Here is a 26,181-nt window from a genome sequence, read left to right as displayed (position 1 = left end):
CCTCAGCTCGTCTGTGCTTCTCAGCGGACAGGAGCCGGACAACACGACTGGGGGGTCGTCCGGCAATCGGCCAGGACGACGTACGAGAGCTACTGGTGAGAACTCAGGAGGGACTCGTCGCCGTCAGCGACGAGTCCAGAGCTTCAACGAGGCGATGCCGGAGTACATGAGCGGCGACGTTACAGCGGCGTTCGCGCACGATCAATTGAATTGAATGACGGCCTGAGCGCGCCCGAAGATGCGGCGGTCGCCCTGCTTGGCGGTGATCGCGATGGTGCCGCGGCGGGTCTCGGGATCGAGGGACTTGACCTTGCCGGTGAAGTCGACGGCCGCGCTGTCGTTGGCCGGCACGTAGACCGGACTGGTGAACCGCACGTTGTACTCGCAGAAGGCCGCAGGGTCGCCGATGAACTCGGAGATGAAGCTGGCGCCGAGGCCCATCGTCTGCATGCCGTGGGCGACGACGTCATCCATACCGGCCGCCTGGATGACGTGATCGGAGAAGTGGATGGGGTTCGGGTCTCCCGCGACACCGGCGTAGTTCGAGAGGTTGCCCCGGGTGAGCAGGTAACGCTTGGCGGGGAGTTCCTGCCCCTTCTCGAGGGTGTCGAAGTCGATGGCGCCGAAAGCGCCGGGCGACTGTGTCGGGTCGGGCAGCCCGTAGCGGCCGGTCTGGGGCTCGACGGTGTGTCCCGGCTCGCCGACGGCATCGATCTTCATCATGACGTGATCGAGCGAGGCCTCCAGATCGGGATCGACGTCCATCCCCGGACGCGCGGCCAGCGAGGTCCAGGTGGTCATCACCGGCTCGTCGTGCTGGTTCCAGATGACGTTCTTGGTGACCATCAGGTCGATCATCTCGGGGCTGCTGACGTGGCGGAACGACTCCAGGGAGACGTCACAGATCAGCCGATCCCCCACCTTCATCGGCTGGTGGTAGACCAGCCGCTGGTCGGTCTGCATGATCTGCCACATGTCGTAGCCGGTGATGACGTCTTCGAACAACCTGCGCTGGGCGATGATGCCGAGCACCGACACATAGGTCGGTGCGGCGATCAGGGTCTGGTGCCCGAACGCCCGCGCACCTTCCTCGCTCCAGTGGGTCGGGTGCGCGTCCTGCACGGCCATCGCGTGCTTGCGGACCTCTTCCCGACCGATCTCGTAGTAGTCGTCGACGGTGTAGTGGAAGCCGACCAGCGTCTGCGTGTGTGCGGCGATCTCCTCGGGGGTCATCTTGGCGGCCGGGCCGCCGGTGTCCGCGTCGTCGATCCGATCCCGGGTGGCGCTGACGTCTGACATTGATCGATGCTCCCTTCGGCAAGTCCCACGCTTACCGCTCTTGTGGCGAACTGTCCCTGCATCCGGCCGCCGACAGCAAGACGGGCCGCCTCGTGACGAGGCAGCCCGTTGCTGGTTGTACTACCGGAATGGCCGACGTCAGGTCAGCGCGATTCCTTGTGCGCCTGGTGCTTGCCGCAGTTCGGGCAGAACTTCTTGATCTCGAGGCGATCGGGATCATTGCGGCGGTTCTTCTTGGTGATGTAGTTACGGTGCTTGCACACCTCGCATGCCAAGGTGATCTTGGGGCGAACATCTGTTGAGGAGGCCACTTGATTGCCTTCTTTCGGGTGGTACGTGGTCGGGTTCGGCAGTTCCCTCAGGGCTTGCGACCCCTGCGCTCGGTTCCGGTCGGACCCGATGTGTAGCGGTGGAGGGACTCGATCCCTCGACCTCACGATTATGAGTCGTGCGCTCTAACCAGCTGAGCTACACCGCCCCGTGGACTCGTCGTCCAGCGAGCCCCCTGACGGAATCGAACCGTCGACCTTTTCCTTACCATGGAAACGCTCTACCGACTGAGCTAAGGGGGCGTGCCCCGGACATTTCTGTCCGAGAGCCTTAACGAGGTTACACATCCGCGTCTGCGCTATCCAAATCGCCGGTGGGCGACTGTCGAAAGTGCAGGTTCGTGGAGGTGGTACCACGCTGTGGCAGGTATAGGATTCGAACCTATGTAGCTTGCGCGACGGATTTACAATCCGCTCCCTTTGGCCGCTCGGGCAACCTGCCGTGCCGCTCTGCGGGCCGTGCGTGACAGCCGTTCGAACAACGCCGTGAAGAATACAACGAACCATGTGCCCGCGCGCAAACCGGCTGGTCAACCTGCTCCCGTCGTCATGACATACGCTGGTGCCCATGGCTGATTCATCGTTCGACGTGGTGAGCAAGATCGACCGCCAGGAGGTCGACAACGCCCTCAACCAGGCCGCGAAGGAACTGTCGCAGCGTTACGACTTCCGCGGCACCAACACCGGCATCGAGTGGTCCGGCGAGGAGAACATCGTCATCACCTCCGATGCCGAGGAACGCGCGCAGGCCGGCCTCGAGGTCTTCAAGGAGAAGCTGATCCGGCGCGACATCTCGCTCAAGGCGTTCGACGCCGGCGAGGTCGTGGGATCGGGCAAGACCTTCAAGATCACCGGCACCCTGGTCCAGGGCATCGACTCCGACCACGCCAAGAAGATCTCGAAGAAGATCCGCGACGAGGGCCCCAAGGGCGTCAAGGCACAGATCCAGGGCGACGAACTGCGGGTGTCGAGCAAGAAGCGCGACGATCTGCAGGCGGTCATCGCCCTGCTCAAGGGCGAGGACTTCGGCATCGCCCTGCAGTTCGTCAACTACCGTTAGCCGCCGGCCGGGCAGGCGCCGGAAACCTGATCGCGTCCTGCGTCGTTTGACCGTACGAGGGCGCCAGCACTCCTCCGCCGAACTCCCCGGATCGCCGGGGAGGCGGCCGGAGTCCCAGTCCAGCGGCGCCGGACAGACGAGGACCCGATGCATTTCAACGGAGTGAAGACCGCGGCACTGCTGGGCCTGATGTCGGCGATCATCGTCGGCATCGGCGCCCTGTTCCAGAGCCCGCTGATCCTGTGGGGTTCGGTCGTCGTCGCCGTCGGCATGAACGCCTACGTCTACTTCAACAGCGCGAAGATGTCGCTGAAGGCGATGCACGCCCAACCGGTCACCGAGCTGCAGGCACCGGTCATGTACCGGATCGTGCGCGAACTGGCGACGACGGCGCACCAGCCGATGCCCGCGCTCTACATCTCCCCCACCGAGTCACCCAACGCCTTCGCCACGGGCCGCAACCCGAAGAACGCCGCAGTGTGCTGCACCACCGGGATCCTGCAGCTGCTGGACGAGCGCGAGCTGCGCGCCGTGCTCGGCCACGAGCTGTCGCATGTCTACAACCGCGACATCCTGATCAGCTCGGTCGCGGGCGCGATGGCTGCGGTGATCAGCGGCCTGGCCAACTTCGCGATGATCATGGGGGCGTTCGGGAGCCGCGACAACGCGCCCAACCCGCTCGCCATGCTCCTCATCGCGCTGCTCGGCCCGATCGCGGCGTCGCTGGTGAAGATGGCTGTCTCCCGCTCCCGGGAGTTCCAGGCCGACCAGTCGGGTGCCGAGCTCACCGGGGACCCACTGGCCCTCGCATCGGCGCTCGCGAAGATCTCCGGCGGGGTCCAGGCCGCGCCGCTGCCACCGCAGCCCGACATCGCCGCGCAGTCACACCTGATGATCGAGAGCCCGTTCCGCTCCACCGATCGGATGGCGCGCATGTTCTCGACCCATCCCCCGACCGCCGAACGCATCCGACGCCTGCAGGAGATGGCCCGCGACGGCCACTGACCGCTAGCCGACGCGCTCGATCGTGTAGTCCACCAGGGACGCCAGCGCGCGGTGGGCCGGCGACTCCGGGAGCTCGGCGAGCATCGCGTGCGCCTCGTCGGCGAACTGCTGGAGCTTCGCGCGTGCGGCGGTCATGCCCTCCGACGAACCGAGCAGCTCGATCGCCTCGGCGACCTCGGCGTCGTCGGTGAGCGGACGCGATGCGCCGCCTTCGGCGACGAGCAGTTCTCGTAGGCGGTCCGACGTCGCGTCGTCGCCGGCGAGCGCGTAGAGCACGGGCAGTGTGTGTACGCCCTCCCGCAGGTCCGTCCCGGGCGTCTTGCCCGACTCCACCGACACCGAGCTGATGTCGATGATGTCGTCGGAGACCTGGAAGGCGACACCGACGATGTCGCCGATGCGCGAGAGGCGTTCGATGTCGTCGGCGGTGGCCCCGGAGGCCATCGCGCCGAAACGCGCGGCAGCGGCGATCAGCGACCCCGTCTTCTCCCAGACGACCTGCAGGTAGTGGTCCACGGGGTCGGCACCCGGTTTGGCGCCGACCGTCTCGCGCATCTGCCCGGTGACGAGCTCGGCAAAGGTCTCGGCGATGATGCGCACAGCCTCGGGGCCGAGGGTCGACACGAGTCGGGACGCCCGTGCGAACAGGAAGTCACCGGACAGGATGGCCACGCTGTTGGTCCAGCGGGCATTGGCACTGGGAGCGCCGCGCCGCATGGCCGCCTCGTCCATGACGTCGTCGTGATAGAGCGTCGCGAGGTGGATCATCTCCACGACGGTGGCCGAGGTGATGACGTCCTCGGAATCAGGCTGCGGGCCGAACTGGGCGGCCAGGATCGCGAACATCGGCCGGAACCGCTTGCCGCCGGCCCTGGCGAGGTGCGTGGCGGCCTCGGTCATGACCTCGTCACCCGAGGAGAGTTCACTCAGCAGCAGGTCCTCGACCTTCTGCAGTGAGGAGCGCACCGTCTCGGCGAACTCATCCGACACCAGGTCCACCCCGGCGAATGTGGACTTCACGTGAACGCGGCCCCATCTCGTCTGATCCGGCAAATCGTCTCTCGGCGGATACGCGTCCCCGCGTCAACCCCACCTGCCTGCTGAGCGTAGCCCGTCGCCGGTGCGGACATACTGGTCGGGTGAGCACGGACACGACGCCGCCCGAGCGCATCCCGCCCGCCGTTCCCGGCGGCGCCTCGACGGCCGATTCCCACCCTGTTTCCGCCGACACCCTTCCCGGGCACGCGGACGTCCTGGTCGTGGGCGCGGGACCGGGCGGCTCGGCGGCCGCGGCACACGCGGCGGCGGCGGGACGCGACGTCGTGCTCGTCGACGCAGCGGTGTTCCCGCGCGACAAGACCTGTGGCGACGGCCTCACCCCGCGTGCGGTCGCCGAACTCGACGCCCTCGGACTCGGTGGCCTCCTCGCCGACCGCCCGCGTCTCGACGGCCTCCTGCTGAACGGATGGGGAGCGCGACAGCAGGTCCGGTGGCCGTCGGGACGGTTCCCGGCGTATGGCAGCGCCGTGGCCCGCACGGAGTTCGACGACGCCATCCGCACCCACGCGGTGTCGTCCGGGGCGCGAATGGTGCAGGGCGCCAAGGCAGTCGACGTCACGATGGATGGCGACCGCGTGGGCTCTGTCACCTTCGAGACGTCGTCGGGAACGCACTCGATGACGGTTCGCGACGTCATCGTCGCCGACGGCGTCCGCTCCGGACTCGGCAAAACCCTTGGCCGGCAGTGGCATCGGGACACCGCCTACGGCGTGGCCGCCCGCGCCTATGCGCCGTCGGCGCGCGCGGACTCGCACTGGATGGGCTCCCACCTCGAGCTCCGCGGACCCGACGGCAGCCTCCTACCGGGGTACGGCTGGGTCTTTCCGCTCGGCAGCGCGGGCGGCGGGCTGGTCAACGTCGGCGTGGGAGCGCTGGCGACGTCGAAACGTCCGGCGCACATGGCACTTCGCCCGATCCTCGAGCACTATGCGGCCATGGTGCGCGACGAGTGGGCACTCGGTGGCCCCCCGGTACGGATCGCGTCCGCGCTGCTGCCGATGGGCGGCGCCGTCTCCGGTGTCGCCGGCCGCAACTGGATGCTGATCGGCGACGCCGCCGCGTGCGTCAATCCGCTCAACGGGGAGGGCATCGACTATGCGCTCGAGACGGCACGACTCGCCGTCGAACTCCTGGGCGCCGACGACTACAGCACCCGCTGGCGCGACATCCTGGTCGGGCACTACGGCCTGGCGTTCTCCGCCGCGCGACGGCTCGCGGGCCTGCTCACCATGCCCAGCGCGGTGCCCACCCTGGGCCGCCCGGGGATCCGGTCCCCACAGCTGATGTCACTGGTCGTCCGGGTGATGGGCAACCTCATCACCGCCGAGGACGCCGACCTCGTGGCGCGGGCGTGGCGTACCGCCGGGCGCGTCTCACGCCAGGTCGATCCGCGCCCGCCGTTCTCCTGAGCAATCCGGGCGGGGCCACCCGTGTCGCGCGATGAGACGATGAAGCGGTACTGTTCCAATGCGTGTGGCGCCCGCCACACGTGTGCAAGAATCGTGCCACGCGTCGATCCGATGCCACCCGACGTTTCAGGAGACGGAAGATGTCCACCGCATCCACCCTCGCCACCCGAGCCAAGCACGCCGTGCAGAACCGCCTGGCGCAGCGCTACCACCTCCGCGGCGAGATCGACCACATGGACGCGGTCAACGATCCGACAGCAGTCGCCCAGGCCCTCGCCACCCGCGAGTTCCCGTGGGGCAACACCCAGGCGCTGAGCTTCGCCCTCTTCCGCACCTACGCCGTGCCGTCCATCGGCGACCTCCTGTACAAGACGAGCCAGTTCACCGAGTCGACCCAGAAGCGCTATGACGACACCGTCCTGCTGCTCGACGCCCCTCTCGAACACGGCGTCGACAGTCCGGCCGGCCGCGCGGGCATCCGCCGTATCAACCAGATGCACGGCATGTACGACATCCCCAACGGCGACTTCCTCTATGTGCTGGCCACTTTCGTCGTGTGCCCGGTCGAATGGATCAACTCCTACGAGTGGCGCAGGCTCACCACCCACGAGGTGCTCGGGCTCACCAACTACTACCGCCGGCTCGGGCAACTCATGGGCATCAAGGACATCCCGGAGACCTACGACGAGTTCAAGAATTTCTACGAGGACTACGAAACCGCCCACTTCGCGTTCAGCCCCGACTCACTGGCCGTCGCCGACGCCACCCTCGACCTGATGGGCACGTTCATGCCCTACAAGCTGCTGCCGCGAGCAGTGGTGCGCCGGATGTCGTTCGCGCTCATGGACGATCGCCTTCTCAACGCCTTCCGGTACCCGAAGCCGACGGCCGTCGAGCGGGTGCTGGTCCGCAGTGGGCTCAAGGCGCGCGGTCTGGCCATCCGGTTCTTCGCATCGCCGCGCACCGAGCCTCTCTTCGGACGGCAGACCAAGCAGGTTCGCAGCTACCCCAACGGATTCCAGCTCGACGAGCTCGGCACGTTCGCCCCGGGATGTCCGGTGGAGAAGACGTCCGGCGACAAGTCGACGATTCCGAACCCACCGGCCGCCGGATGCCCCGTGCCCCACGACGCCATCGCGCCCGCACAGCAGGCCGCCAACTCCTAGGGCGAGCCCGCTCGACCCTCAGGCGCGGGCGGAGTGGATCGCGGCGATCCCGCCTGTCACGTTCTGCCACCGCACCTGCCCGAAGCCGGCTTCGCGGATGAGATCACCGAGAGCGAACTGGTCCGGCCACGCCCGAATCGATTCGGCAAGATAGACATACGCGGCCGGACTGCTCGACACCTTCGTCGCGACGGCAGGCAGCGCCCGCATGAGATATTCCATGTAGACCGTGCGGAACGGCTTGAGAGTCGGCGTCGAGAACTCGCAGATCACCAGTCGGCCACCGGGTTTGAGTACCCGTCGTAATTCGGCGAGCGCCTTCGGCACATCGTTGACGTTGCGCAGACCGAAGGAGATGGTCGCGGCGTCGAACGATCCGTCGGCGAAGGGCAGCGACAGGGCGTCCGCCGCCACCTTCGGCACGTCCCGGTGTGCTCCCGCTTTGAGCATGCCGAGCGAGAAGTCGGCGGCGACACAATGGGCGCCGGAGGACGCGAGCTCGACCGTGGACACCGCGGTCCCCGCAGCGAGATCGAGGACGACGTCGCCGGACTTGAGGTCGAGCGCCCGTCGTGTCTTCTTGCGCCAGCCCCGATCCTGCCCGAACGACAGCACCGTGTTGGTGATGTCGTAGCGGCGCGCGACGCCGTCGAACATGGCCGCGACCTCGGCCGGGTCCTTGTCCAGAGTTGCCCGTTCCGGTGGTGTCGCGCCCGTCGATGCCATGCCGATCACGCTACCGGTCGCCGCGTGTGCACCCACCGTGAGGTGCGCCGACACCGTCATGTGGGTCCACCGGGGTTCAGGCGGGCCGACCGACCTCGGTGGCGACGCCGGTCCCGATCGTGTCCGCGTAGTGACCTACCAGCTCGGCACACACCGACGGCCACGTGCGAGCCCGGACGGCCTGCACCGCGGCGCGCCCGAAGGCCGAACGCACCGACTCGTCCCGCAGCGAGTCGACGATTCCGGGCAGTGTGCCGGCGAACTCGGCGACGTCGAGGAGGTAGCCGGTCCGGAACGGTGACACCAGGTCCCGGGGGCCGCCGGCGTCGGGACCGATCACCGGCAGTCCGCTCGCCATCGCCTCCTGGATGGCCTGACAGAACGTCTCGTGCTCGCCCGCGTGCACGAACACGTCGAAGCTGGCGTAGGCGCGCGCGAGGTCGTCGCCGCGGAGTTCGCCGGTGAAGACCGCGTCGGGCATCAGCCGTTGGAGACGTTCGCGCTCGGGACCGGCACCGACGACGACCACCTGGATGCCGCTGTTCCCGGACAGGCCGGCCAGCCGTTCCACGTGCTTCTCCGGTGCAAGCCGGCCGACGAAACCCACCACCATCCGATCGGTGCTGCCCCCCGCGCGACCGAGCCACTGCGCCCGGAGCGCGTCACTGCGTTTGGCCGGCGAGAACAGGCCGACGTCGACGCCGCGGCCCCACCGCTTCAGCCGGGGTATCCCGTGAGAGGCGAGGACGTCGAGCGTCGCGGTGGACGGCGCGAGGGTCAGGTCGCACATCTCGTGCAGGCGGCGCGTGTACCGCCACGCCAGCTTCTCCACGGCACCGAGACGGTAGGCGGCCGCAAAGCCCGCGACGTCGGTCTGGAAGACCGCGACCACGGGCACGTCGAGGGCGCGGGCGGCCATCGCGCCGGCCGCTCCCACCACGAACGGGGACGCCAGGTGGACGACATCGGGCCGGAAGTCACGCAGGGCCCGGTAGAGCAGTGGCGAGGGCACACCCACCGGCAACGAGGTCACGCGCGGCACCTGGACCGCGGGCAGCAGGTGAACGGGGGTTCGTCGCCCGACGAGCCGCGGCCCACAGGGGACCCCGCGCGGGGTGTCGGGGGCGATGACGACGACGGTGTGTCCCGTCGACTCGAGGTGGTCGACGATCCGGAGGACGGAGTTGACCACCCCGTTCATCTGGGGCAGGAAGCTTTCGGCGACGATCGCGACGCGCATGGCCACGATCGTGACCGACCCACTTGACCAGACCGGTCGATCGACGTGTCGCGCCGCCCAATTCGCGGTGAACTCGCCGTGGCCGCCGCGATGCGATGCGCAGCGCGCCCGCGTGCGGGCAGAGTGGACGTGTGGGCGAACCCGACCTGTTGCTGCTGAGCCGATGGCTCACACCCGTCCCGCAGTTCCTGACGCCACTCATCGGGCGCGGCGGGCGCGTCGGATATGTGCCGACCGCGTCGTCGATCTACCCCGACCAGGACTGGCTGGATCTCGAGCGCGGCACGCTGCGCGACCAGGGGTACGAGGTGGTCGAGCTGGACCCGGAGGCCGAGAGTCGCGCCGCCTTCGCCCGGCGAATCGAGGCGCTCGACGCGCTCTTCGTCGCGGGCGGCAACGTCTTCCACCTGCTGGGGGCGCTTCGCCTGTCCGGCGCCGACCGCCGGATCGTCGACTCGGTGCGGGGCGGACTCCCCTACATCGGGGTCAGCGCGGGCGCTGCCGTCACCGGGCCCGACATCGCCCCACTGGCACTGCTCGACGATCCCGGCGAGGCCGCCCCACTCGACTCGACGCGGGGCCTCGACCTCGTCGACGTCACGGTGATCCCGCATGCGGAGGGCACGGTCGGCGGTAAGGGACCGGTGGACGCGACCCGCGAACGCTTCGCCGGTTCCCATCGGCTGCACTTCCTGCGCGACGACGAGGCACTCGTCGTCTCCGGTGGAATCGCGACGGTCATCCCGGGCTGACGGTCTCGTCCCGGTCGGCGTCCGGCGCATGGGAGTCGGTGGCCGTCTCGTCGTCGGAATCGGTCGCCCCGCGGCGCGACCATCGACGGCTGAACTCCGCGACCCCGACCATCAGCAGTCCGATCACCAGCCACGCACCGACCACGACCGACAGTGCCGGGATGATCGACAGCATCGCGGTGCGGCCGGTCGGGCGGGCCAGGTCGGGGTTGTAGACCGCGTAGTCGACGCTGATGCGCTGTCCCTCGCTCAGTTCGGTCGGATACAGGAGTCCGAAACGCGGGCTGTGGAACGATCCGTCGGGTGTCTGGAAGTTCACCGCGGCGTGCAGGCTGTCTACCGACACCACCTCGGCCATCACGGTGGCCTTGCTGGCGTCGATCGTCGCGTCGTTCTTGAAGCATCCGGCGATCAGGGTCAGACCCATGAACGTGATCGCCACGGCGACGACGAGCAGACCGAGCTGCACGCGCCGCTGGATCACCGGATTCATGCCGTTCAGACTAGCGGGGAGGGCGAGGACGCCGTTTCGGCGACACCGCTCACGCGAGCCGGGCGGAGATCGCCGCGTGCACCGACCGCAGCCGCTCGCGATCGGTCGCCACCTCGACGACCTCGATCCCGCCGGCCACCGCGGGTTCGGCGAGCACACCGGACAGATCCGCGACGCCGACCCGGCGATGCGGGATGCGGAACCCCGCGCACATCGACGCGATGTCGGTGCGGTGCGGGGTGCCGAAAACACGCTCGTACGCACCGGCATACGCTCCGGTGTTGTAGCGCGGATCGCCCTGTTCGAGCAGTCCGAAGATGCCGCCCCCGTCGTCGTTGGCGACGACGATGCGCAGCGACCGCGGCCGCGGCTCCCCCGGTCCGATGACCAGTCCGGTCGCGTCGTGGACGAAGGTCAGATCACCCATCAGCGCGATCGTGCGCGCGCCCGAACCGTTGCGATCGAGAGCCAGCGCGGCCCCGATGGCGGTGGAGTTGGTGCCGTCGATCCCCGCGACACCGCGATTGGAGAGCACGCGCACGCCGTCGCCGATCCGCCCGGCCAACGCGATGTCGCGGATCGGGTTGCTGGCGCCGACGACGAGCTGGTCGCCTGCGTCCATGGCACCGCTGACCGCGCGTGCCACGTGCAGCCCGGTGGCCGGTCCCGGCGCGTCGAGCTCGGCCGTCACCGCGTCCACCACACGTTCGGTGACCGCGGCGCACTCCTTGAGCCAGTCCTCGCGCGGCTCGCCGGCGACCTCGATACGGGTGCCCGTCGCATAGACGTTGCCCGAGACGTCGGGCCACCGCGGGCCGGTGGTCAGCGCGTACACCCGTACCTCCGGATCGGCGAGCAGCCGCGCGACCCCGCGGTGCAGCGTGGGCCGCCCGCAGATGATGGCCTGCCGCGGACGCACCGAGCCGAGGGCGAGGGGGTGCAGAGGGGTCACCGCGCGAGGGGCGGTCGGCTCGGCGACCGTCGGCACGTGCGCGAGACCCGGGTGCACTCCCGCTCCGTGCCCCGAGACCACGACGGTGTCGAGTGACAGGTCGATGGGCAGCGGGACGTCGAGTTTGCCGACCGGTGCCTGCGTCCACGGCAGGCTGTCGGGTCGCCCGGAGAACACGCCGAGATCCGAGGTGGGGTCGGGCGAGGCCACCTCGTCCGGGTCGGGGACGAGGGGTTCGCGCAACGGGATGTCGAATTGCACCGGTCCGGCGTTGCCGGTGCGTGCGCCGCGGGCGGCGGCCAGGACGCGGCCCACCGCGGAACGCCACTGGCTGTTGGTGTCGAGATCCTGTTCGGCGAGGCCGAGACTGATCGCGGCGCGCACCTGGGTGCCGAAGATCCCGAACTGCTCCACCGTCTGGTTGGCGCCCGATCCGAGCAGTTCATAGGGCCGGTTGGCGCTGACGACCACCAGCGGCACCCGTGCGTAGTTGGCCTCGAAGACCGCAGGCCCCATGTTCGCGACAGCGGTACCGCTCGTCATCACGATCGGCACCGGCTGGCCCGAGGAGACAGCGAGGCCCAGGGCGAGGTATCCCGCCGACCGCTCGTCGATGCGCACGTGCAGCCGCAACCGCCCGGCGGTGTCGGCGGCGTGCAACGCGAAGGCCAGGGGCGCGTTACGCGAGCCCGGGCACAGGACCGCCTCGCGCACGCCGCCGCGGATCATCTCGTCGACGATCACCCGGGCCTGCAGCGTGGACGGGTTCGGTCCCGACGCCTTCTGGGCCGATGGATTCATCCCACAAGCCTAGGGACTCGCGGGTCCCGGCCGCGCCAGGCGGTCCCCTCACTCACCCGCGGGCACGGCCCCTACTGTTGATCCGGTGCGTCGCTGGACTCTGCTGGTTCTCCTCACCGCGGTCGCGACGCTGATCCTCGAGATCGTCGACGTCGATGCTGCAGCCCTGTTCGCGGGCCTGGTGGTCGCGGGCGCACTCGCGATCGCGGGACGGGCACCTCGCAGCAGGCCGGCACCGCCCGACAGACCCGACGATCCCGACCAGCCGATCGTCCCGCGATGGGCATTCGTGTCGGCACAGGGTGTGCTCGGCGTGTTCATCGGCACCATGGCCGAACCGGAGACCCTGAGCGGCCTCGGGTCGTCGTGGCTTCCCGTGCTGGTGATCGGGGTGGGCACGCTCGCCATCTCCGTCGCGTGCGGAGCGCTTCTCGGCCTGCACCGGGACGTCGACCCGTTGACCGGATCGCTGTCGCTGGTCGCGGGTGGGGCGTCGGGACTGGTGGCCCTGACACGCGAGTTCGGCGGCGACGAGCGGATGGTCGCCGTCATCCAGTACCTGCGGGTCGCCCTGGTCACCGTCACGATCCCGCTGGTCGCGTCGCTCGTGTTCGGCGCCACGGCAGACGCCGGCGCGGCAGAGACCCCGCAGTGGTCCGCCGAGGGCCTGACCGACCAGGCCTGGGGGTTGCTGCTCCTCGTGGCCTGTCTCGGCGCCGGGATACCGCTGGGCCGTCTGGTGCGGTTGCCCGCGGCGGGACTGCTGGGTCCGCTGGCACTGGCCACCGTCGCCGAACTGACCGGCGTGGCCGGCGATGCGGAGGTCTCCCCCGCGCTGCTCACCGTCGCCTATGCGGTCATCGGCTGGCAGGCCGGTCTCGGCTTCACGATGCCGCGCCTGCGGGCGATCGGCCGAGTGCTCCCCTTCGCGCTCGTCCTCATCCTCGCCATCGGAGCGGGCTGCGCCCTGCTGGGCGTGGCGCTCTCGGCGTGGACCGGCGAGTCGATGTTCGACTGCTACCTCGCCACGACGCCGGGCGGCATCTACGCCGTGTTGGCCGCGGCGACCGGCGCGGGCGGCAATGTGGCCTTCGTCGTCGCCGCACAGATCCTGCGGGTTCTGCTCATGCTCTTCGTGGCACCCTTCGCCGCGCGTGTCGCCGCACGTCGGACATCCTGACCGCCGAGTCGGGATTACCTGTGACGCGCGTCCCACGTAAGGTCGGGACCATGAGCGGGGAATCGAGCACCGAGAACACGTCCACATCCCACGGCCGCGAATTCGACGTCGTCGTCTACGGCGCCAGCGGCTTCGTCGGTGAGCTGACCGCGCGTTATCTCGCCGACCACGCGCCGATCGGCACCAAGATCGCACTCGCCGGGCGCAACGAGTCGAAGCTCACCGAGGCCCGGCGACGCCTGCCGCTGCGCGCACACGACTGGCCGTTGATCATCGCCGACGCGGAGTCGCCCGCGGCGCTCGACGCGATGGTCGCACGCACCCAGGTCGTCTGCACCACCGTGGGCCCCTACCTCAAATACGGTGAGGCGCTCGTGGTCGCCGCCGCCACCGCCGGCACCGATTACGTCGACCTCACCGGTGAGGTTCCCTTCGTCCGCTACTCCATCGACAAAGTCCACGAGGTCGCCGCGGCATCGGGCGCCCGCATCGTGCACTCCTGCGGTTTCGATTCCGTCCCGTCCGACATCAGCACCTACGCGCTGTACAAGAAGGTCCTCGCCGACGACGCCGGCGAGATGACCGACACGACCCTGGTGGTCGCCTCGTTCCGGGGCGGCATCTCCGGCGGCACCATCGACTCGATGCGGGTCATCGCCGAGGAGGCGCGCAACGCCCAGTCCCGCCGGCTGATGCTCAACCCCCAGGCGCTCTCCAGCGGCCCGGGTGACGTCCCGCGGGTCAGCCTGTCCGACGAACCCAGCGACCTGTCCATCATCAACGCGAAGAAGGTCGATCCGTCGCTGCGCGGCACACTCGCGCCGTTCTTCATGGCGGCGCACAACACCCGCATCGTTCGGCGCTCGAACGCCTTGCTGGACAACGCTTATGGCAAGAACTTCCACTACGCCGAGACGATGAGTGTCGGCGGGATACCCGCCGTGTCGTCACTCCTGGCCGGCGCGGTCGCGGTCGGCACGGGCGCGTTCATGGGTGCGATGAGCTTCGGACCCACCCGTCGCGTCCTCGACCGAGTGCTACCCAAGCCGGGTGACGGACCGAGCGAAAAGGCCCGGGAGAACGGCTATTTCGTGGTCGAGACGTATACGCGCAGCACGACCGGCCGGCGGTACCGGTCGCGCATGCGCGCCAAGGGCGACCCGGGTTACAAGGCCACCGCGGTGATGCTGGCCGAGAGTGCGCTCGCACTCGCACTCGACCGGGATCGACTACCCAAGCGGGCCGGCGTCCTCACCACGGCCGTCGCCATGGGGGATGCGCTCATCGACCGCCTCCAGAACGCCGGGTTCAGCATCGAGACGACAGAGCTCCCCGACTGACCCTGCCGTCGGCACCCGACATCCCAGCGGCCCGACCGCGCACGTTCGCGCTTCGCCGAACCATCAGCGGCGCAGCCGAACTCGCGGTTGGGCCGCTTGCCGTCGACGCCTCGAAAATTTCTGGCACTCTCCACCGGAGAGTGCTAGACGAGTGCCGGATCCGGTGCTATCTTCGTTGTCAGTACAGCGATGAACTGCTCGTCGAACGGGTGGCGAGCAGCCTTGGAAGACAGGAGGTGAACTGCTGTGCTTCGTTTCGATCCCTTCTCCGACATGGATGCCTGGACCCGAGGCATGATGACCGGTTCGGTGGCCGGAACCCCGCGTACTCCCCGTTTCATGCCTCTGGACCTCTACAAGGTCGAGGACCACTACATGCTCGTCGCCGATCTCCCCGGCGCCGACCCCGGCTCCATCGACGTCAGCGTCGACAACGGGGTCCTCACCCTGTCCGCGCAGCGGAGCACACCTTCCGACGAAGGCGTGCAATGGCTTACGAGCGAACGGTTCTCGGGAACCTACCGTCGTCAGCTCACGCTCGGCGACGCCATCGACAGTTCGGGGATCTCCGCCCGCTACGACAACGGCGTGCTCACCGTGACGATCCCGGTGGCCGAGAAGGCCAAGCCCCGCCGCATCGAGGTGGAGAGCTCGAGCAGACCGCAGGCCATCGAGACCCAGACGGTCACGTGATGGCCATCTGCCCTGTGTAGCAGTCTGATCCGATCAGGAGGCGCCATCGGTAGAAGTCGGGAAGAGCTCAACAACCAGTAGAACGGTCCGCCTGGGCGGTCGGTTCGCCGGAGACGGCGACCGGCCGCCCCTGTCCGCGAGCAGGCGAGTCGACCGGGGGCTACGCGCCGAAGAGATCCGCCAGCGGTGCGGGACGACCGAACAGATAGCCCTGGGCGAAGTCGAAGCCGAAGTCCTCGAGAATCGGCATCAGATGCTCGGACTCGATACCCTCGGCGACCATCCGGACGCCAGTCGCGGCGGCCATCTCCCCGATGGCACGGACCACCGCGCGGTCCGACGAACTGTCGGCCAGCTGTGCGATGAGTGTGCGGTCGACCTTCAGGACGTCGACCGGGAGATCACGGACGTATCGCAGCGCCGAGAATCCGGCGCCCAGGTCGTCGATGCAGATCGTGCATCCGAGATCGTGCAGCGCATCGATCGCCCGGGACGCGGACGTGTCGACCCGGATGGCCTGATCCTCGCGCACCTCGACCCAGACCCTCGACGGATCGACGCCGTGCCCTTCGATGAGGCCCTCGACATACGAGACGAGTCCGTCGTCCCACAGTTGCTGGCCCGACAGGTTCAACGAGACGAAGGTCTGCTCCCCCATCACACGCGAGATGTCCCCGGCCAGATCCCGGATGGCCTCGCGGATGGCGTGCCGCCCGATCGGTGCGAGCAACGAGATACCTTCGGCCACAGAGAGAAACGCGTCGGGAGCGAGGACCCCGGATTCGGTGTGCCACCGCAGCAGCGATTCGTAGCCGACGACGCTGCGGTCGGCGACCGCGACGATCGGCTGGTAGAAGACGGAGAAGTCACGCTCCACCGACCGGGTGAGCCAACCGGCGAGGTCCACCTCGGCGCGGATGTGGCGCAGCATGTTGGGGTGGGCGAAGGCGACCGCGGTGCGTCGCTTCAGTGCGATGCACAGGGCGGCGTCGGCATGACGGATCAGCTCCTCGTCGGTCTGCGCGTCGAGTTCGTCGTTCCCGACGGCCACTCCCATGCAGACGTCGAGGAACCAGCTCCGGTCTCCGTCGCTCACCGTGTGCGCGCCGAGTTTGGTGCGCGCGGCGTCGATCAGCGCGTTGCGCCCGCGCTCGTCCTCGCCGCCGTCGGTCCAGGGCAGGACGATGAGCCACTGGAGGTCGGACCGGCGCCGGAACTGCGCGCGAGGGCTGATGGGCATCAGCACTTCTTCGATGAACCGCTCGGCGGCCGAGACCGACGTCGCATAGCCATACGCGACCACGGCGCGGTGGTACGGGTCGACCGACACCGCGATCACCGATGTTCCGAACGTCAACACGACGTCATTCGTTCAGTCCGATCCCCCCGGGCGGCGTCGAGTGCGCCGCGCACATTCACGCAGAGATTCTACTCCGCATAGACGATGAGGACAGAGGCCGAAGAGGCAAACCCGGGACCGGTTTGCCGGGTGCCCTCGGCGACGTGCTCCGACGGGACGGCGCCGGATGGTCCCCGCGAACTCGTCCGCGCGCATTCGCGAAATCGACTCGGCCGGTTGCACCCCGGCGCGATCATGAACTTCTCAGCCTTTACATACACCAAGTCAAGTAATTACCCAGACACCTTCACAGGCATTCCGTGTAATTCTCGACAGCGCGGCTAACGATTCTGCCTGACTTGGCAAAAGTGCTGGTAAGGTACATTTCATTGCTTGCACCCAGTCCTCTTATGATTACGTGATTATCGCCTATGAAGCCACGGTTGCAGATTAGCGGAGTTCGGCGAGCCAGCGGCTGTGAGAACAGCCGCCGACGGAAAGCGGTCCCAGTAGATGTCGTTGATCAGGAAGGTGCTGCGCCGCTACGACGCCCGGTCGATGGCGACGCTGATCAGCACCGGCGGAGTCATCCCGCTCCCGGTGATCAGCGTGCTCGCACCCGACACCCTGTATCCGGGTGGGATGCCGATCCTCCTGACCATCTGGTCGTTCATCGCCGTGGTGTTCGCGGTGACCGCCATCCGCGCTCGTCTGACTGATCTCGAATTCGCATTCCTCGGCGGCCTCGGCATCGTCGGGATCTGCGGAACTTCGATGATCCTGGCCTCGCCCCGATCTTCGGCCCTGGTGCTGGCGATCGTCGCGGTCATCCCGGCGATCGGCGCGATCTCGGCGACGACGCGCCTCATCATGACCCACCTGATCCTCGCCGTCGTGTGCGTCGCCGTGGTTCTCGCCATCACCAACACCTCCCTGCCCGCCTACCTGATCAGCTTCGGGTCGATGCTCGGCCTGATCGTCGTGCCGGTCTTCCTGGTCGTCGCGCTGCGCAAGTCCATGGAAGCCGTGCTCGACCAGCAGACACGCCTGGTCGGCATCGATCCGCTCACGGGCCTGCTCAACCGACGCGGATTCCTGATCCGTGCGTCCCAGCTCCTCTCGGCCGCCCGATCGTCGACGGGATGGATCGGCATCCTGCTGCTCGACGTCGACCACTTCAAGAGGATCAACGACCAGTACGGACATCTCGCGGGCGACGGTGTGTTGCTCGCGGCGGCAGCGGCGATCCGTGAGCACGCGCCCGTGGGCTCGGAGGTGTGCCGATACGGCGGCGAGGAGTTCCTCATGTTCCACGTCGTCCACGACGAGGACGAACTCTGGCTCAGCGCCGAACGACTGCGTGCCGCGGTGGCCGCCGCGGCTCCGGTGACCATCAGCGTCGGAGGCGTCTGCGCGCCGCTTCTCACCGCCCGGGACCAGCTGGTCTCGGACCGGTTCCTGACGGCCTACTCCACCGACGACGTGATCGGCAATTTGCTGGGCAGCGCCGATGACTGCGTGTACCAGGCCAAGGAGAACGGTCGGGACACCACGGTGATCAAGTCGATCGGCGCCGTCGTCTGGAACGACGGCGCACCGAGTGCGCATGCCGCGGACGCCGAACGCACGGCGTCGCCCCCGTCGGCGAGCCTGTACGAGGTCTTCTACCGGCGGCCGGCCGACTTCGTGGACATCGACAGCCGCACGACCGGACGCTGAACCTGCGACGCCGACTGCAGCGCATCGGCCTCGGACCGCATACGGCGCCAGGTCTCCGCGGTGGTGTGGTCGGTCAACCGTGCACGGTCCCACCACATGAGCCGAGTGCGGTAGCGCTCGTCCGGGAACGGGGTGGACGGCACGGACTCGTCGAGCCGGCCGCCACCGGACTGCCAGCGACGCAGCACGTGGTCGGCGGCAGTGGCCATCATGTGGTCGACGCCGGAGAGCTCCATGATCACCAGACCCAGCCGCGACAGCTGGCCGGCGACCGTACCCGCGATCGGTGACCGCTCGTCCACCCATGCCGTCTTGACCTCGACGATCCCGCCCTGCAGACGCTCCTCGATGGCATTGACCAGCTGCACCTGCCCCGGCTGACCAGCCCATTCGACCAGAGCGTGCGTCTGGGCGGCAGCCTCCAGACGAGGCTGGACCCGCAGCCCGCCGACGACCCTGCCGTCGTGGTCGAGCACGGCGAAGAACATGGCGGTACCCGTTCCGCCTGCGACCTCGTCGTAGTCGAGCGCGGCCGCGCAGCCGTGCCGGTTGTAGGAGGCGTCGGCGCCGCCCAGGTACTCGCGCCACAGGTCCGGCTCGCGGCGCGGGCTGGCCACGATCACCGAGTATTCGGTGCCGGTCTCGGGTGCGACGCCCTGCAGTCTGCCGGTGCGGACCGCATCGGTGGTAGCTGTCATCTTATTCATCGCAGTTTCCTGCCTTCCGGAAATAGGAAATTTAGAGACGAGATCTCCCCTGACCCCGCGTGTAATGCTGCCACAGTGATGCTTTTATGCACTCCCACAAGCGTCCTTCTTTCTCGAAATCCACCCCATTGGCGGGTTGGCACCGCGCAATCAGGTGGGCCACGATGCTTGTATGCACACGTCGCCGGCGGCCGCCGCCACCCTGTACTCAGCAGCCGAACTACCCGTTCAGCTTGCTGAGGATTCCTCGGTCAATGTGTCCGACATCACGTCCGAAACCACCCGTGCACTCGACGAGCTGCTCCCCCCGGCCGACCCCGACCTGCACGCCGAGGAGCCGCGCTTCGCGTATTTCCCCTGGCGCAATGCACTGGTGAAGATCCCCGGTCCACGCGCGTTCCGTCGTCTCCGCCTCGACCGCAACCGGCACAAACTGACGGCGGCAGAACAGGACGCGGCCGGCCGACTCCGGATCGGCATCGTCGGTCTCAGTGTGGGCCACGCCATAGCTCTGACCCTCGCCCTCGAGGGACTCGCCGGCGAATTACGACTCGCGGATTTCGACGATCTCGAGCTGACGAATATGAATCGAATTCCGGCGACGTTGATGGATATCGACGACAACAAAGCAGAAATTGCCGCCCGCCGAATTTCCGAAATCGATCCCTACCTCACCACCGCTGTCTTCTCGACGGGCATAACGACCGAGAACATCGATGAATTCCTCGACGGGCTCGACCTCGTCGTCGAAGAATGTGATTCGTTCGACGTGAAAGTCCTCGTCCGGGAGAAGTGCCGGTCCCGCCGCATTCCGGTGCTCATGGAAACCAGCGACGGCGGGACGCTCGATGTCGAGCGATTCGATCTCGATCCCGAGCGGCCCCTGTTCCACGGATTGGCCGGCGACCTCCGGATGGAGAACCTCGTCGGACTCGACCGGGCACAACTGACCCCGCTTGCCGTCCGGGTCCTCGAACCGTCGAAGGTCACCGCCGCGATGGCGGCGTCGGCCATCGAACTCGGCCACACGGTCACCGCGTGGCCCCAGCTCGGCGGTGACGTCCTGCTCGGCGGTGCGACCGTGGCCGCCGCGGTCCGCAGGCTCGTCCAGGACAAGCCGCTGCCCTCGGGCCGAGTCCGGTTCGACCGCGACGTGTGGCTCGACGGCCTCGACGATCCCCTCGCAGCAGCCGACGCGGCGAGGACCGACACCACCCCCACCACGGACACGAGCACGACCGACGCGACGCCCGCGATCGATCCCGACGACCTCGGCGACCGGGACCTCGTGGTCCACGCCGCGCTGCGGGCGCCGTCGGCGGGCAATCAGCAACCGTGGCAGGTGACCCACGACGACGACTCGGTCACGATCTCGCTGGACCGCACCCGGACCTCCACCCTCGACGTGGGCCACCGGGCATCGGCGGTGGCGGTCGGGGCGGCCCTGTACAACGCCCGCGTCGCGGCCACCGCCCGCGGTGTGCTCGACGACGTCGAGATCCTCGACGAGGAAGGGATCCTGGCCGGACGGGTACGGCTGAAAGGCGTGGGCACCGGCACGCCTTCACCGGAAGCCGAGGAGGAGCTCGGGGAGATCCTCACCCGTGGCACCCGGCGCGGTGTGGGCGACGGATCGCCGCTGTCCGCGCAGGACGTCGCCCGCCTGCAGGACGCGGGTGACGACGACCATACGCGTCTGGTCGCGATCACCGATCGGGCGGACATCGCCCGGTACGCATCGATCATCTCCCGCTCGGACCGAGCACGATTCCTGACTCCCGAACTGCACCGGGAGATGTTCACCGAGCTCACCACTGACCCGCATGCGGCCGAGGGCATCGACGTCGCCTCGCTCGACCTGCCCCCGGCGATGGCGGGGATGCTCGACGTCCTGCGCCGGGCCGACGTGATGGAGCTGCTCGACCGTTGGGGCGGAGGTGCCGCGCTCGGGGCCGATGCCGGCTCCCGGGTCGCGTCGTCATCGGCCATGCTGTTGCTCGTGCAGAAGGGGACGCAGCCTGCGGACTATCTGCGCGCCGGCCTCGTCGCGGAACGGGTCTGGGTCGCTGCGGAGTCTCTCGGCTATGCGGTCCATCCGATGACCCCGACGTTCCTCTATGCCCATGACGACGCCACCGCGCGGGCGCTGTCGTCCAATCACGGGGACGACCTGGTCGCACTGCGACAGGAGATGCGTGAGTGGTGGCCGATCGGTGAAGACGAGGCCCCGACGATCGTCTATCGCCTGTCGCGGACGGATTCACCACTGCAGGTGAGTCGCCGCATCGCCTTCTGAACGACGGTCCGGGCGGGGCGTCGCACGTCCCGCCCGGCCGTTCCGGAATCCGGCCGGTCAGGCCTGACCGGGGTTGAGCTTGATGAACAGCGCGTCCATCTCGGCGCACAGGCGGTCGCCGTCGTGCAGCGTGCCCTTGATGAACACCTTGCGGCCTTCGACACGGTCCGCCCACGCCTCGATGCGCAGCGGCGTGTTCAGCGGGGTGATCGAACGGTATTGGACGTTGAGGTACGCGGTGCGACTGACGTGCTGGACCGCCACGGCCGACGCGAAGCCACCGACGTCGTCGAAGGCGACCGCGACGTGCCCGCCGTGCGCGGCGTTGTTCCCGCCGAGGTGGAAGTCACGGAACGTCAGCTCGGCGACGACCCCGGTCTCGGTCACTTCCTTGACCTCGTACGGCGGCAGGGTGATGTTGCCACGGGACGGCAGGTCGATGCGGGTACCGGCGGGCGAATGCCATTCGTCGATCCGGACCTTCGCCAGCTTCTCGTTGACGGCGGTCAGGTGGTCGATGAGTTCGCCGACGAGATCGTCGTCCGGGCAGGCGTAACGCGCGTTGTCCATGAGGAGGCGCACCTGCTCGCTGAACTCTCCGTATCGGGGACCGCCGCGCTCGGTCGTGATCGCCGTATGAGCGCGAAAACCACCCTCGTGCGGGTCTTCTTCGACGGTCTCGGCAGCGCGATCGTTCGCTTCACTCACCGCTCAACCGTAGATGAGCTGCCGCTCCGCGAATCGGAAGGGTGCCCTGGTCCGCACGTGCGGGCCTGCGGACATCAGGGCGAGTCGATCCGCCGATCGGTCCGCCGGTGATCGGCGAGGTCCACGCACACGCCCCCGCGTGCCAGACGGCGCGTCGATTCCGGGACGTAGTCGGGTATCCCCCGCGGCCCGCGTTCTCTGTCGTCTCGGATCCGGACCGCCCTCCCGACGATCACCGCGACCGTCGCGGAGACCACGCACCACGCGCCCCCGACGATCAGAATCCACCCCCATACAGCCATGCGGACAGCTAACCACCCGAATCTGAGAGTTCGGTGATGTTTCCGCCGAAGCCACACCGTTGACCAGCACATCGAGTGCAATCTGCATCGCAGTCGTGTCATTTCTGTGATCTGTTCGACGGAGTCGGCCCGCTCGCCGGGTACCGTCCGGGTGCCCGGCGCCCGTCATTAGGCTGAGCCCATGAGTGCGACGCCCGACACCCAGAACCCCGACGGCCCGACCCCCGGAACGGCCGATCAGCCCTTCGATCCGGCGCTGTGGGCTGCTGTGCCCGGGTTCGCGGATCTCACCGACATCACCTACCACCGCCATGTGGGACAGGGGCGTGAGCACGGCATCGTCCGTATCGCCTTCGATCGTCCGGAGGTCCGCAACGCCTTCCGTCCCCACACCGTCGACGAGCTCTACCGCGTGCTCGATCACGCCCGCCGTAGTCCCGATGTGGGGACGATCCTGCTCACCGGCAACGGCCCGAGCCCCAAAGACGGCGGGTGGGCGTTCTGCAGTGGCGGTGATCAGCGCATCCGCGGCCGGTCCGGGTACCAGTACGCCACCAGTCACGACTCGGACGTGACCGCGGCCGGCGCCGAGACGGTCGACGCCGCCCGTGTGAAGGCCGAGGGCGGGCGGTTGCACATCCTCGAGGTCCAGCGTCTCATCCGCACGATGCCCAAGGTCGTCATCGCGGTCGTCAACGGCTGGGCGGCCGGCGGCGGACACTCGCTGCACGTCGTCTGCGATCTGACCCTCGCGTCGGCCGAACACGCCCGCTTCAAGCAGACCGACGCCGACGTCGGCTCGTTCGACGCCGGTTACGGCAGCGCCTATCTCGCCAAACAGGTCGGGCAGAAGTTCGCTCGTGAGATCTTCTTCCTCGGCGAGGCCTACGACGCCGAGACCATGCACCGGATGGGTGCGGTCAACCGGGTCGCACCGCACGCCGATCTCGAGAACACCGCCATCGAGTGGGCTCGACGGATCAACGGCAAATCGCCTACCGCACAACGCATGCTGAAGTTCGCCTTCAATCTCACCGACGACGGCCTGATGGGCCAGCAGGTATTCGCCGGCGAGGCCACCCGGTTGGCCTACATGACCGACGAGGCCGTCGAGGGCCGCGACGCCTTCCTGGAGAAGCGCGACCCGCGCTGGGACGACTACCCGTACTACTACTGAGCCGGACGACCGACCCGGCCCCGTCTGCTACTCCTGCGGGCCGCAGGCCGGTACGTCGACGTTCACGGTGGGTTCGTCGACGAGAGGCTGGACGGGTACCTCGGCGGCACCGTGGGCTGAGGTGGGTTCGTCGATCTTCAGGACGATGGTGGCGGTCTGCCCCGGCGCGATCCCGACGCGGGTGGAGTAGTACGGGCGGCCGTGCAGGGTCTGCTCGACGTAGAAGGCACCGCCCTCTCCGAGGGTCATCTCCTTGAGTACCGCGCCCTTGGTGGCCAGGAACTCGACGTTGGCGAGGTTGGTGCCCTTCTTGACCGACAGGTCCGTGCCGAGTCCGCCTGCGACGTAGTCGGTCATGTCGGTGGTGTCGAGCGTGTTGGTCAGCTTGACCGTGATCGTCGATTCCCTCGTGTCGCCGGTGCACGGCCCCGAGGTGTAGCTGATGTCGCGCTTCAGGTAGTAGTCGAGCTTGGTTCCGGAGGCGTTCCCGACGGCGACCTGCAGATACGGCGACGAGGTGTCGGAGATCTGGTGACCGAGCTTGGTCGACTCGATGACCTCCTGCTCCGCGGGGGTGGTGCTGTAGACCATGATCCGCCGTTCGTGCACGCCGCGGCCGAGCGCCTCGAGCAGGTTGCGGGTGCTCCCGCCCGAGGTGATGAGCTTGTTCACCACCGCCTGGGAGATGGACTGCAGATAGTCCTTGCGGGCCTGGTTGTCGTCGGCGAAGCGCCGATAGGCGGTGGACAGCGTGATCGGGACGACGTTGTCGGCGGTGATCCTCTCGCCGCCGCCCACCGTCACCGGTCCGACGGCCTCGAGCACGTACTTGAGAGCGATCGGGTCCAGGGCGATCGCCCCGTCGAGGCGCTCACCCGTCTGCGCACGCCAGTTCGCCAGCCAGATCTGCGCCGCGTCGGGGAAGTGCGGACTGAGGTTGCCGTTGCGGAAGTCGGTGTAGGGCTTGTAGTACGAGTACAGGGCGTCGTACTCCGGCCCGAGGTTGATCTTCGGTGTGGCCGGGTCCCGGAACTCCGAATTGGCGCCGAGCTCGGGGATGGTCACCCGGCCGCTGTCGGCGTCGAGCACCGCGAAACCGCCCACGAGGCCACCGGTCCCGCGTGCTTCCGAGGGGGTCTGGAATGCCATGAAATAGCTGCGGGGACCATCGGCGCCGAGCATCGCGGGCACCAGGGTCGCGGCGATGTTGGTGGCCTGCACGGTGGAGTCGGCGGCGTCGACCTGCTCGACGAGCTGTGTCCGGGCGTCGGCGACGACGCCGAGCCAGCTGGGTTCGATCGAGGACACCTGTTCGGTCACCTCGGCCGACTTCTCCGCGACCGACTTCAGTGCCGGTTGTGCGTTGCGCAGGAGTTCGAGGTTCACGGTGTTGCCGGTCCGGAGCTGATCGGGGTTGAGCACCGAGGCGAGGTCGGCGGCCGGGACCAGGACGTCCGAGGAGAGCGCCTCCACGGCATCGCTCATCTCCTGCACGGACTTCAGCGGCGACCCGACGCCCGGGACGGCCGCGACCGCCGACCAGAGGAGACCGTGGGATCTGTCGGCGGCATCCTGCGCGCGCGCCGAGGCCGCCTCTGCCGCCTGCCGGGCTCCGGCCTGGTCCCCGTCGAGCATGAGGGTGCGGGCCCGGCCCGCGTCGGTGCGCACCGACTCCAGATCACCCTTCACCGCCAGTGCCGAGTACGCCAGCCAGGCGACCGCCGCCGCGGCGAGGACCACCACGACCGCGATCACCTGGACGCCGCGGTTGCGGGCCAGCCGACGGATCATCGGTGCTCCCCCGACGTACGCTCCCCCGCGGTGTCGGCGGGCGCGGACCCCGCGAGCCACGACACCACGGTCTCGACCTTCGGCTCGACCTCGGCGAAGACGCGATCGAAGTCCTCGCGCGGACGACCCATCGGATCGACGATGTCGAGGAGTTCGGAGTTCGGGTCGAGGCGTCCGCGACCGGCGATGATGTCCGGCAGCGGGCCGATGTCGCAGAGTGCGGCGAACTCGGTCAGCGTGAACACCCGCTTCCAGCGGGCAGGCGCCATCTGCTGGGCGGCGGCACGATGCTCGCGGCTCATGCACAACACGATGTCGGCCTCGGTCAGCATCGGTGGGCGCAGGTATCGGGACTCGAATCCCGATGCGTCGTAACCATTCTCGGTCAGGACAGCCGAGGCGTGCGGATGGATGGGCTGCCCGTTGAGCGCCCCCACGCCCGCGCTCGTCGACGACACCGGCACATCCGCACGGTGCGCGAGGCCGCGCAGTACGCGTTCGCCGATCGGCGACCGGCAGATGTTCCCGGTGCACACGAACAGGACCGACATCCGCGGCGCCGCCCCGCCCGTGGGCGATGCGTCCGCCCGCCGATGAGCTCCCGGCGTGTCGGCCTGCTCACTGTGTGGTCGGGACAC

General features: G+C 68.3%; 24 protein-coding genes and 3 tRNA genes. 11 read left to right on the top strand and 16 right to left on the bottom strand.

The window, feature by feature from the left end; translation table 11 throughout:
- Positions 1 to 201: 201 nt before the first annotated feature.
- The 5 genes from ACSUZC_RS05185 to ACSUZC_RS05165 form a co-directional block, all read right to left on the bottom strand.
- A complete protein-coding gene (locus tag ACSUZC_RS05185) occupies positions 202 to 1,299 on the bottom strand; it encodes a fused (3R)-hydroxyacyl-ACP dehydratase subunits HadA/HadB (protein WP_439031825.1) in 1,098 nt (365 codons plus the stop codon).
- Between the two features lie 143 nt (positions 1,300 to 1,442).
- Positions 1,443 to 1,610: a 50S ribosomal protein L33 gene (gene rpmG, locus ACSUZC_RS05180; protein WP_003929651.1), complete on the bottom strand. Its 168-nt coding sequence runs from the start codon at positions 1,608 to 1,610 to the stop codon at positions 1,443 to 1,445.
- A 93-nt stretch (positions 1,611 to 1,703) separates the two neighbouring features.
- A tRNA-Met gene (locus tag ACSUZC_RS05175) sits at positions 1,704 to 1,777 on the bottom strand.
- A gap of 21 nt (positions 1,778 to 1,798) precedes the next feature.
- A tRNA-Thr gene (locus ACSUZC_RS05170) sits at positions 1,799 to 1,871 on the bottom strand.
- Positions 1,872 to 1,989: 118 nt separating this feature from the next.
- A tRNA-Tyr gene (locus ACSUZC_RS05165) sits at positions 1,990 to 2,070 on the bottom strand.
- Positions 2,071 to 2,196: 126 nt separating this feature from the next.
- On the opposite strand from ACSUZC_RS05165, the gene ACSUZC_RS05160 reads away from it, so the two are divergent.
- Positions 2,197 to 2,688: a YajQ family cyclic di-GMP-binding protein gene (locus ACSUZC_RS05160; protein ID WP_086536203.1), complete on the top strand. Its 492-nt coding sequence runs from the start codon at positions 2,197 to 2,199 to the stop codon at positions 2,686 to 2,688.
- A gap of 147 nt (positions 2,689 to 2,835) precedes the next feature.
- The gene (gene htpX, locus ACSUZC_RS05155) at positions 2,836 to 3,693 is read left to right on the top strand and encodes a zinc metalloprotease HtpX (RefSeq protein WP_439031824.1); all 858 of its coding nucleotides are present in this window, start codon (positions 2,836 to 2,838) and stop codon (positions 3,691 to 3,693) included.
- Between the two features lie 3 nt (positions 3,694 to 3,696).
- Here the strand turns inward: htpX and ACSUZC_RS05150 are convergent, their stop codons facing one another.
- The gene (locus tag ACSUZC_RS05150; protein WP_439031823.1) at positions 3,697 to 4,713 is read right to left on the bottom strand and encodes a polyprenyl synthetase family protein; all 1,017 of its coding nucleotides are present in this window, start codon (positions 4,711 to 4,713) and stop codon (positions 3,697 to 3,699) included.
- Positions 4,714 to 4,946: 233 nt separating this feature from the next.
- Between ACSUZC_RS05150 and ACSUZC_RS05145 the strand changes: the two genes are divergently transcribed.
- The gene (locus ACSUZC_RS05145; protein ID WP_439032995.1) at positions 4,947 to 6,161 is read left to right on the top strand and encodes a geranylgeranyl reductase family protein; all 1,215 of its coding nucleotides are present in this window, start codon (positions 4,947 to 4,949) and stop codon (positions 6,159 to 6,161) included.
- Positions 6,162 to 6,301: 140 nt separating this feature from the next.
- Entirely contained in the window at positions 6,302 to 7,327 is a 1,026-nt protein-coding gene (locus ACSUZC_RS05140; RefSeq protein WP_439031822.1) for an oxygenase MpaB family protein, read from the top strand.
- 18 nt (positions 7,328 to 7,345) lie between these two features.
- Here ACSUZC_RS05140 and ACSUZC_RS05135 read toward each other — a convergent pair whose 3' ends face one another.
- Positions 7,346 to 8,053, bottom strand: coding sequence for a demethylmenaquinone methyltransferase (locus ACSUZC_RS05135; RefSeq protein WP_439031821.1), 708 nt, complete (start codon positions 8,051 to 8,053; stop codon positions 7,346 to 7,348).
- A 76-nt stretch (positions 8,054 to 8,129) separates the two neighbouring features.
- Complete coding sequence (locus tag ACSUZC_RS05130; protein WP_439031820.1) at positions 8,130 to 9,293, bottom strand: glycosyltransferase family 4 protein; 1,164 nt, start codon at positions 9,291 to 9,293, stop codon at positions 8,130 to 8,132.
- A gap of 131 nt (positions 9,294 to 9,424) precedes the next feature.
- Between ACSUZC_RS05130 and ACSUZC_RS05125 the strand changes: the two genes are divergently transcribed.
- Entirely contained in the window at positions 9,425 to 10,045 is a 621-nt protein-coding gene (locus tag ACSUZC_RS05125; protein WP_439031819.1) for a Type 1 glutamine amidotransferase-like domain-containing protein, read from the top strand.
- Here ACSUZC_RS05125 and ACSUZC_RS05120 read toward each other — a convergent pair.
- Positions 10,032 to 10,538 (bottom strand): hypothetical protein, encoded by a 507-nt coding sequence (locus ACSUZC_RS05120; RefSeq protein WP_439031818.1) that lies wholly within the window; start codon positions 10,536 to 10,538, stop codon positions 10,032 to 10,034. The genes ACSUZC_RS05125 and ACSUZC_RS05120 overlap by 14 nt on opposite strands.
- A 49-nt stretch (positions 10,539 to 10,587) precedes the next feature.
- The gene (gene menD, locus ACSUZC_RS05115; protein WP_439031817.1) at positions 10,588 to 12,291 is read right to left on the bottom strand and encodes a 2-succinyl-5-enolpyruvyl-6-hydroxy-3-cyclohexene-1-carboxylic-acid synthase; all 1,704 of its coding nucleotides are present in this window, start codon (positions 12,289 to 12,291) and stop codon (positions 10,588 to 10,590) included.
- 85 nt (positions 12,292 to 12,376) lie between these two features.
- Between menD and ACSUZC_RS05110 the strand changes: the two genes are divergently transcribed.
- The 3 genes from ACSUZC_RS05110 to ACSUZC_RS05100 all read left to right on the top strand — a co-directional run bounded on the left by ACSUZC_RS05110 (position 12,377) and on the right by ACSUZC_RS05100 (position 15,504).
- Positions 12,377 to 13,471 (top strand): AbrB family transcriptional regulator, encoded by a 1,095-nt coding sequence (locus ACSUZC_RS05110; RefSeq protein WP_439031816.1) that lies wholly within the window; start codon positions 12,377 to 12,379, stop codon positions 13,469 to 13,471.
- A 50-nt stretch (positions 13,472 to 13,521) separates the two neighbouring features.
- Complete coding sequence (locus ACSUZC_RS05105) at positions 13,522 to 14,811, top strand: saccharopine dehydrogenase family protein (protein ID WP_439031815.1); 1,290 nt, start codon at positions 13,522 to 13,524, stop codon at positions 14,809 to 14,811.
- 246 nt (positions 14,812 to 15,057) lie between these two features.
- Positions 15,058 to 15,504, top strand: a complete 447-nt coding sequence (locus tag ACSUZC_RS05100; RefSeq protein WP_439031814.1) for an Hsp20/alpha crystallin family protein — start codon at positions 15,058 to 15,060, stop codon at positions 15,502 to 15,504.
- Positions 15,505 to 15,664: 160 nt separating this feature from the next.
- Here ACSUZC_RS05100 and ACSUZC_RS05095 read toward each other — a convergent pair whose 3' ends face one another.
- Positions 15,665 to 16,864 carry an EAL domain-containing protein gene (locus ACSUZC_RS05095; RefSeq protein ID WP_439031813.1) on the bottom strand — a complete coding sequence of 400 codons (1,200 nt, stop codon included), beginning with the start codon at positions 16,862 to 16,864 and terminating at the stop codon, positions 15,665 to 15,667.
- Between the two features lie 492 nt (positions 16,865 to 17,356).
- On the opposite strand from ACSUZC_RS05095, the gene ACSUZC_RS05090 reads away from it, so the two are divergent.
- Positions 17,357 to 18,562 carry a GGDEF domain-containing protein gene (locus ACSUZC_RS05090; protein WP_439031812.1) on the top strand — a complete coding sequence of 402 codons (1,206 nt, stop codon included), beginning with the start codon at positions 17,357 to 17,359 and terminating at the stop codon, positions 18,560 to 18,562.
- On the opposite strand, the gene ACSUZC_RS05085 is transcribed toward ACSUZC_RS05090, so the two are convergent.
- Positions 18,508 to 19,269: a hypothetical protein gene (locus ACSUZC_RS05085; RefSeq protein ID WP_439031811.1), complete on the bottom strand. Its 762-nt coding sequence runs from the start codon at positions 19,267 to 19,269 to the stop codon at positions 18,508 to 18,510. The two genes, ACSUZC_RS05090 and ACSUZC_RS05085, sit on opposite strands and share 55 nt — an antisense overlap.
- Before the next feature lie 172 nt (positions 19,270 to 19,441).
- On the opposite strand from ACSUZC_RS05085, the gene ACSUZC_RS05080 reads away from it, so the two are divergent.
- Positions 19,442 to 21,565, top strand: a complete 2,124-nt coding sequence (locus ACSUZC_RS05080) for an Rv1355c family protein (protein ID WP_439031810.1) — start codon at positions 19,442 to 19,444, stop codon at positions 21,563 to 21,565.
- Positions 21,566 to 21,622: 57 nt separating this feature from the next.
- On the opposite strand, the gene ACSUZC_RS05075 is transcribed toward ACSUZC_RS05080, so the two are convergent.
- The gene (locus ACSUZC_RS05075) at positions 21,623 to 22,273 is read right to left on the bottom strand and encodes a PaaI family thioesterase (protein WP_439031809.1); all 651 of its coding nucleotides are present in this window, start codon (positions 22,271 to 22,273) and stop codon (positions 21,623 to 21,625) included.
- A 74-nt stretch (positions 22,274 to 22,347) separates the two neighbouring features.
- Positions 22,348 to 22,575, bottom strand: a complete 228-nt coding sequence (locus tag ACSUZC_RS05070; RefSeq protein ID WP_439031808.1) for a hypothetical protein — start codon at positions 22,573 to 22,575, stop codon at positions 22,348 to 22,350.
- Between the two features lie 181 nt (positions 22,576 to 22,756).
- Between ACSUZC_RS05070 and ACSUZC_RS05065 the strand changes: the two genes are divergently transcribed.
- Positions 22,757 to 23,752 carry a 1,4-dihydroxy-2-naphthoyl-CoA synthase gene (locus tag ACSUZC_RS05065; RefSeq protein ID WP_439031807.1) on the top strand — a complete coding sequence of 332 codons (996 nt, stop codon included), beginning with the start codon at positions 22,757 to 22,759 and terminating at the stop codon, positions 23,750 to 23,752.
- 27 nt (positions 23,753 to 23,779) lie between these two features.
- On the opposite strand, the gene ACSUZC_RS05060 is transcribed toward ACSUZC_RS05065, so the two are convergent.
- Positions 23,780 to 25,543, bottom strand: coding sequence for a DUF4012 domain-containing protein (locus ACSUZC_RS05060; protein WP_439031806.1), 1,764 nt, complete (start codon positions 25,541 to 25,543; stop codon positions 23,780 to 23,782).
- Complete coding sequence (locus ACSUZC_RS05055; RefSeq protein ID WP_439032994.1) at positions 25,540 to 26,094, bottom strand: low molecular weight phosphotyrosine protein phosphatase; 555 nt, start codon at positions 26,092 to 26,094, stop codon at positions 25,540 to 25,542. Before ACSUZC_RS05055 ends, ACSUZC_RS05060 begins: the two co-directional genes overlap by 4 nt.
- Positions 26,095 to 26,181 lie beyond the last annotated feature (87 nt).

This window comes from Gordonia terrae, from assembly GCF_051789125.1.
Taxonomy (GTDB): Bacteria; Actinomycetota; Actinomycetes; order Mycobacteriales; family Mycobacteriaceae; genus Gordonia; species Gordonia terrae_A.
The sequence above is the reverse complement of the archived record's forward strand: the minus strand, read 5'-3'. Positions and strand labels throughout refer to the sequence as shown.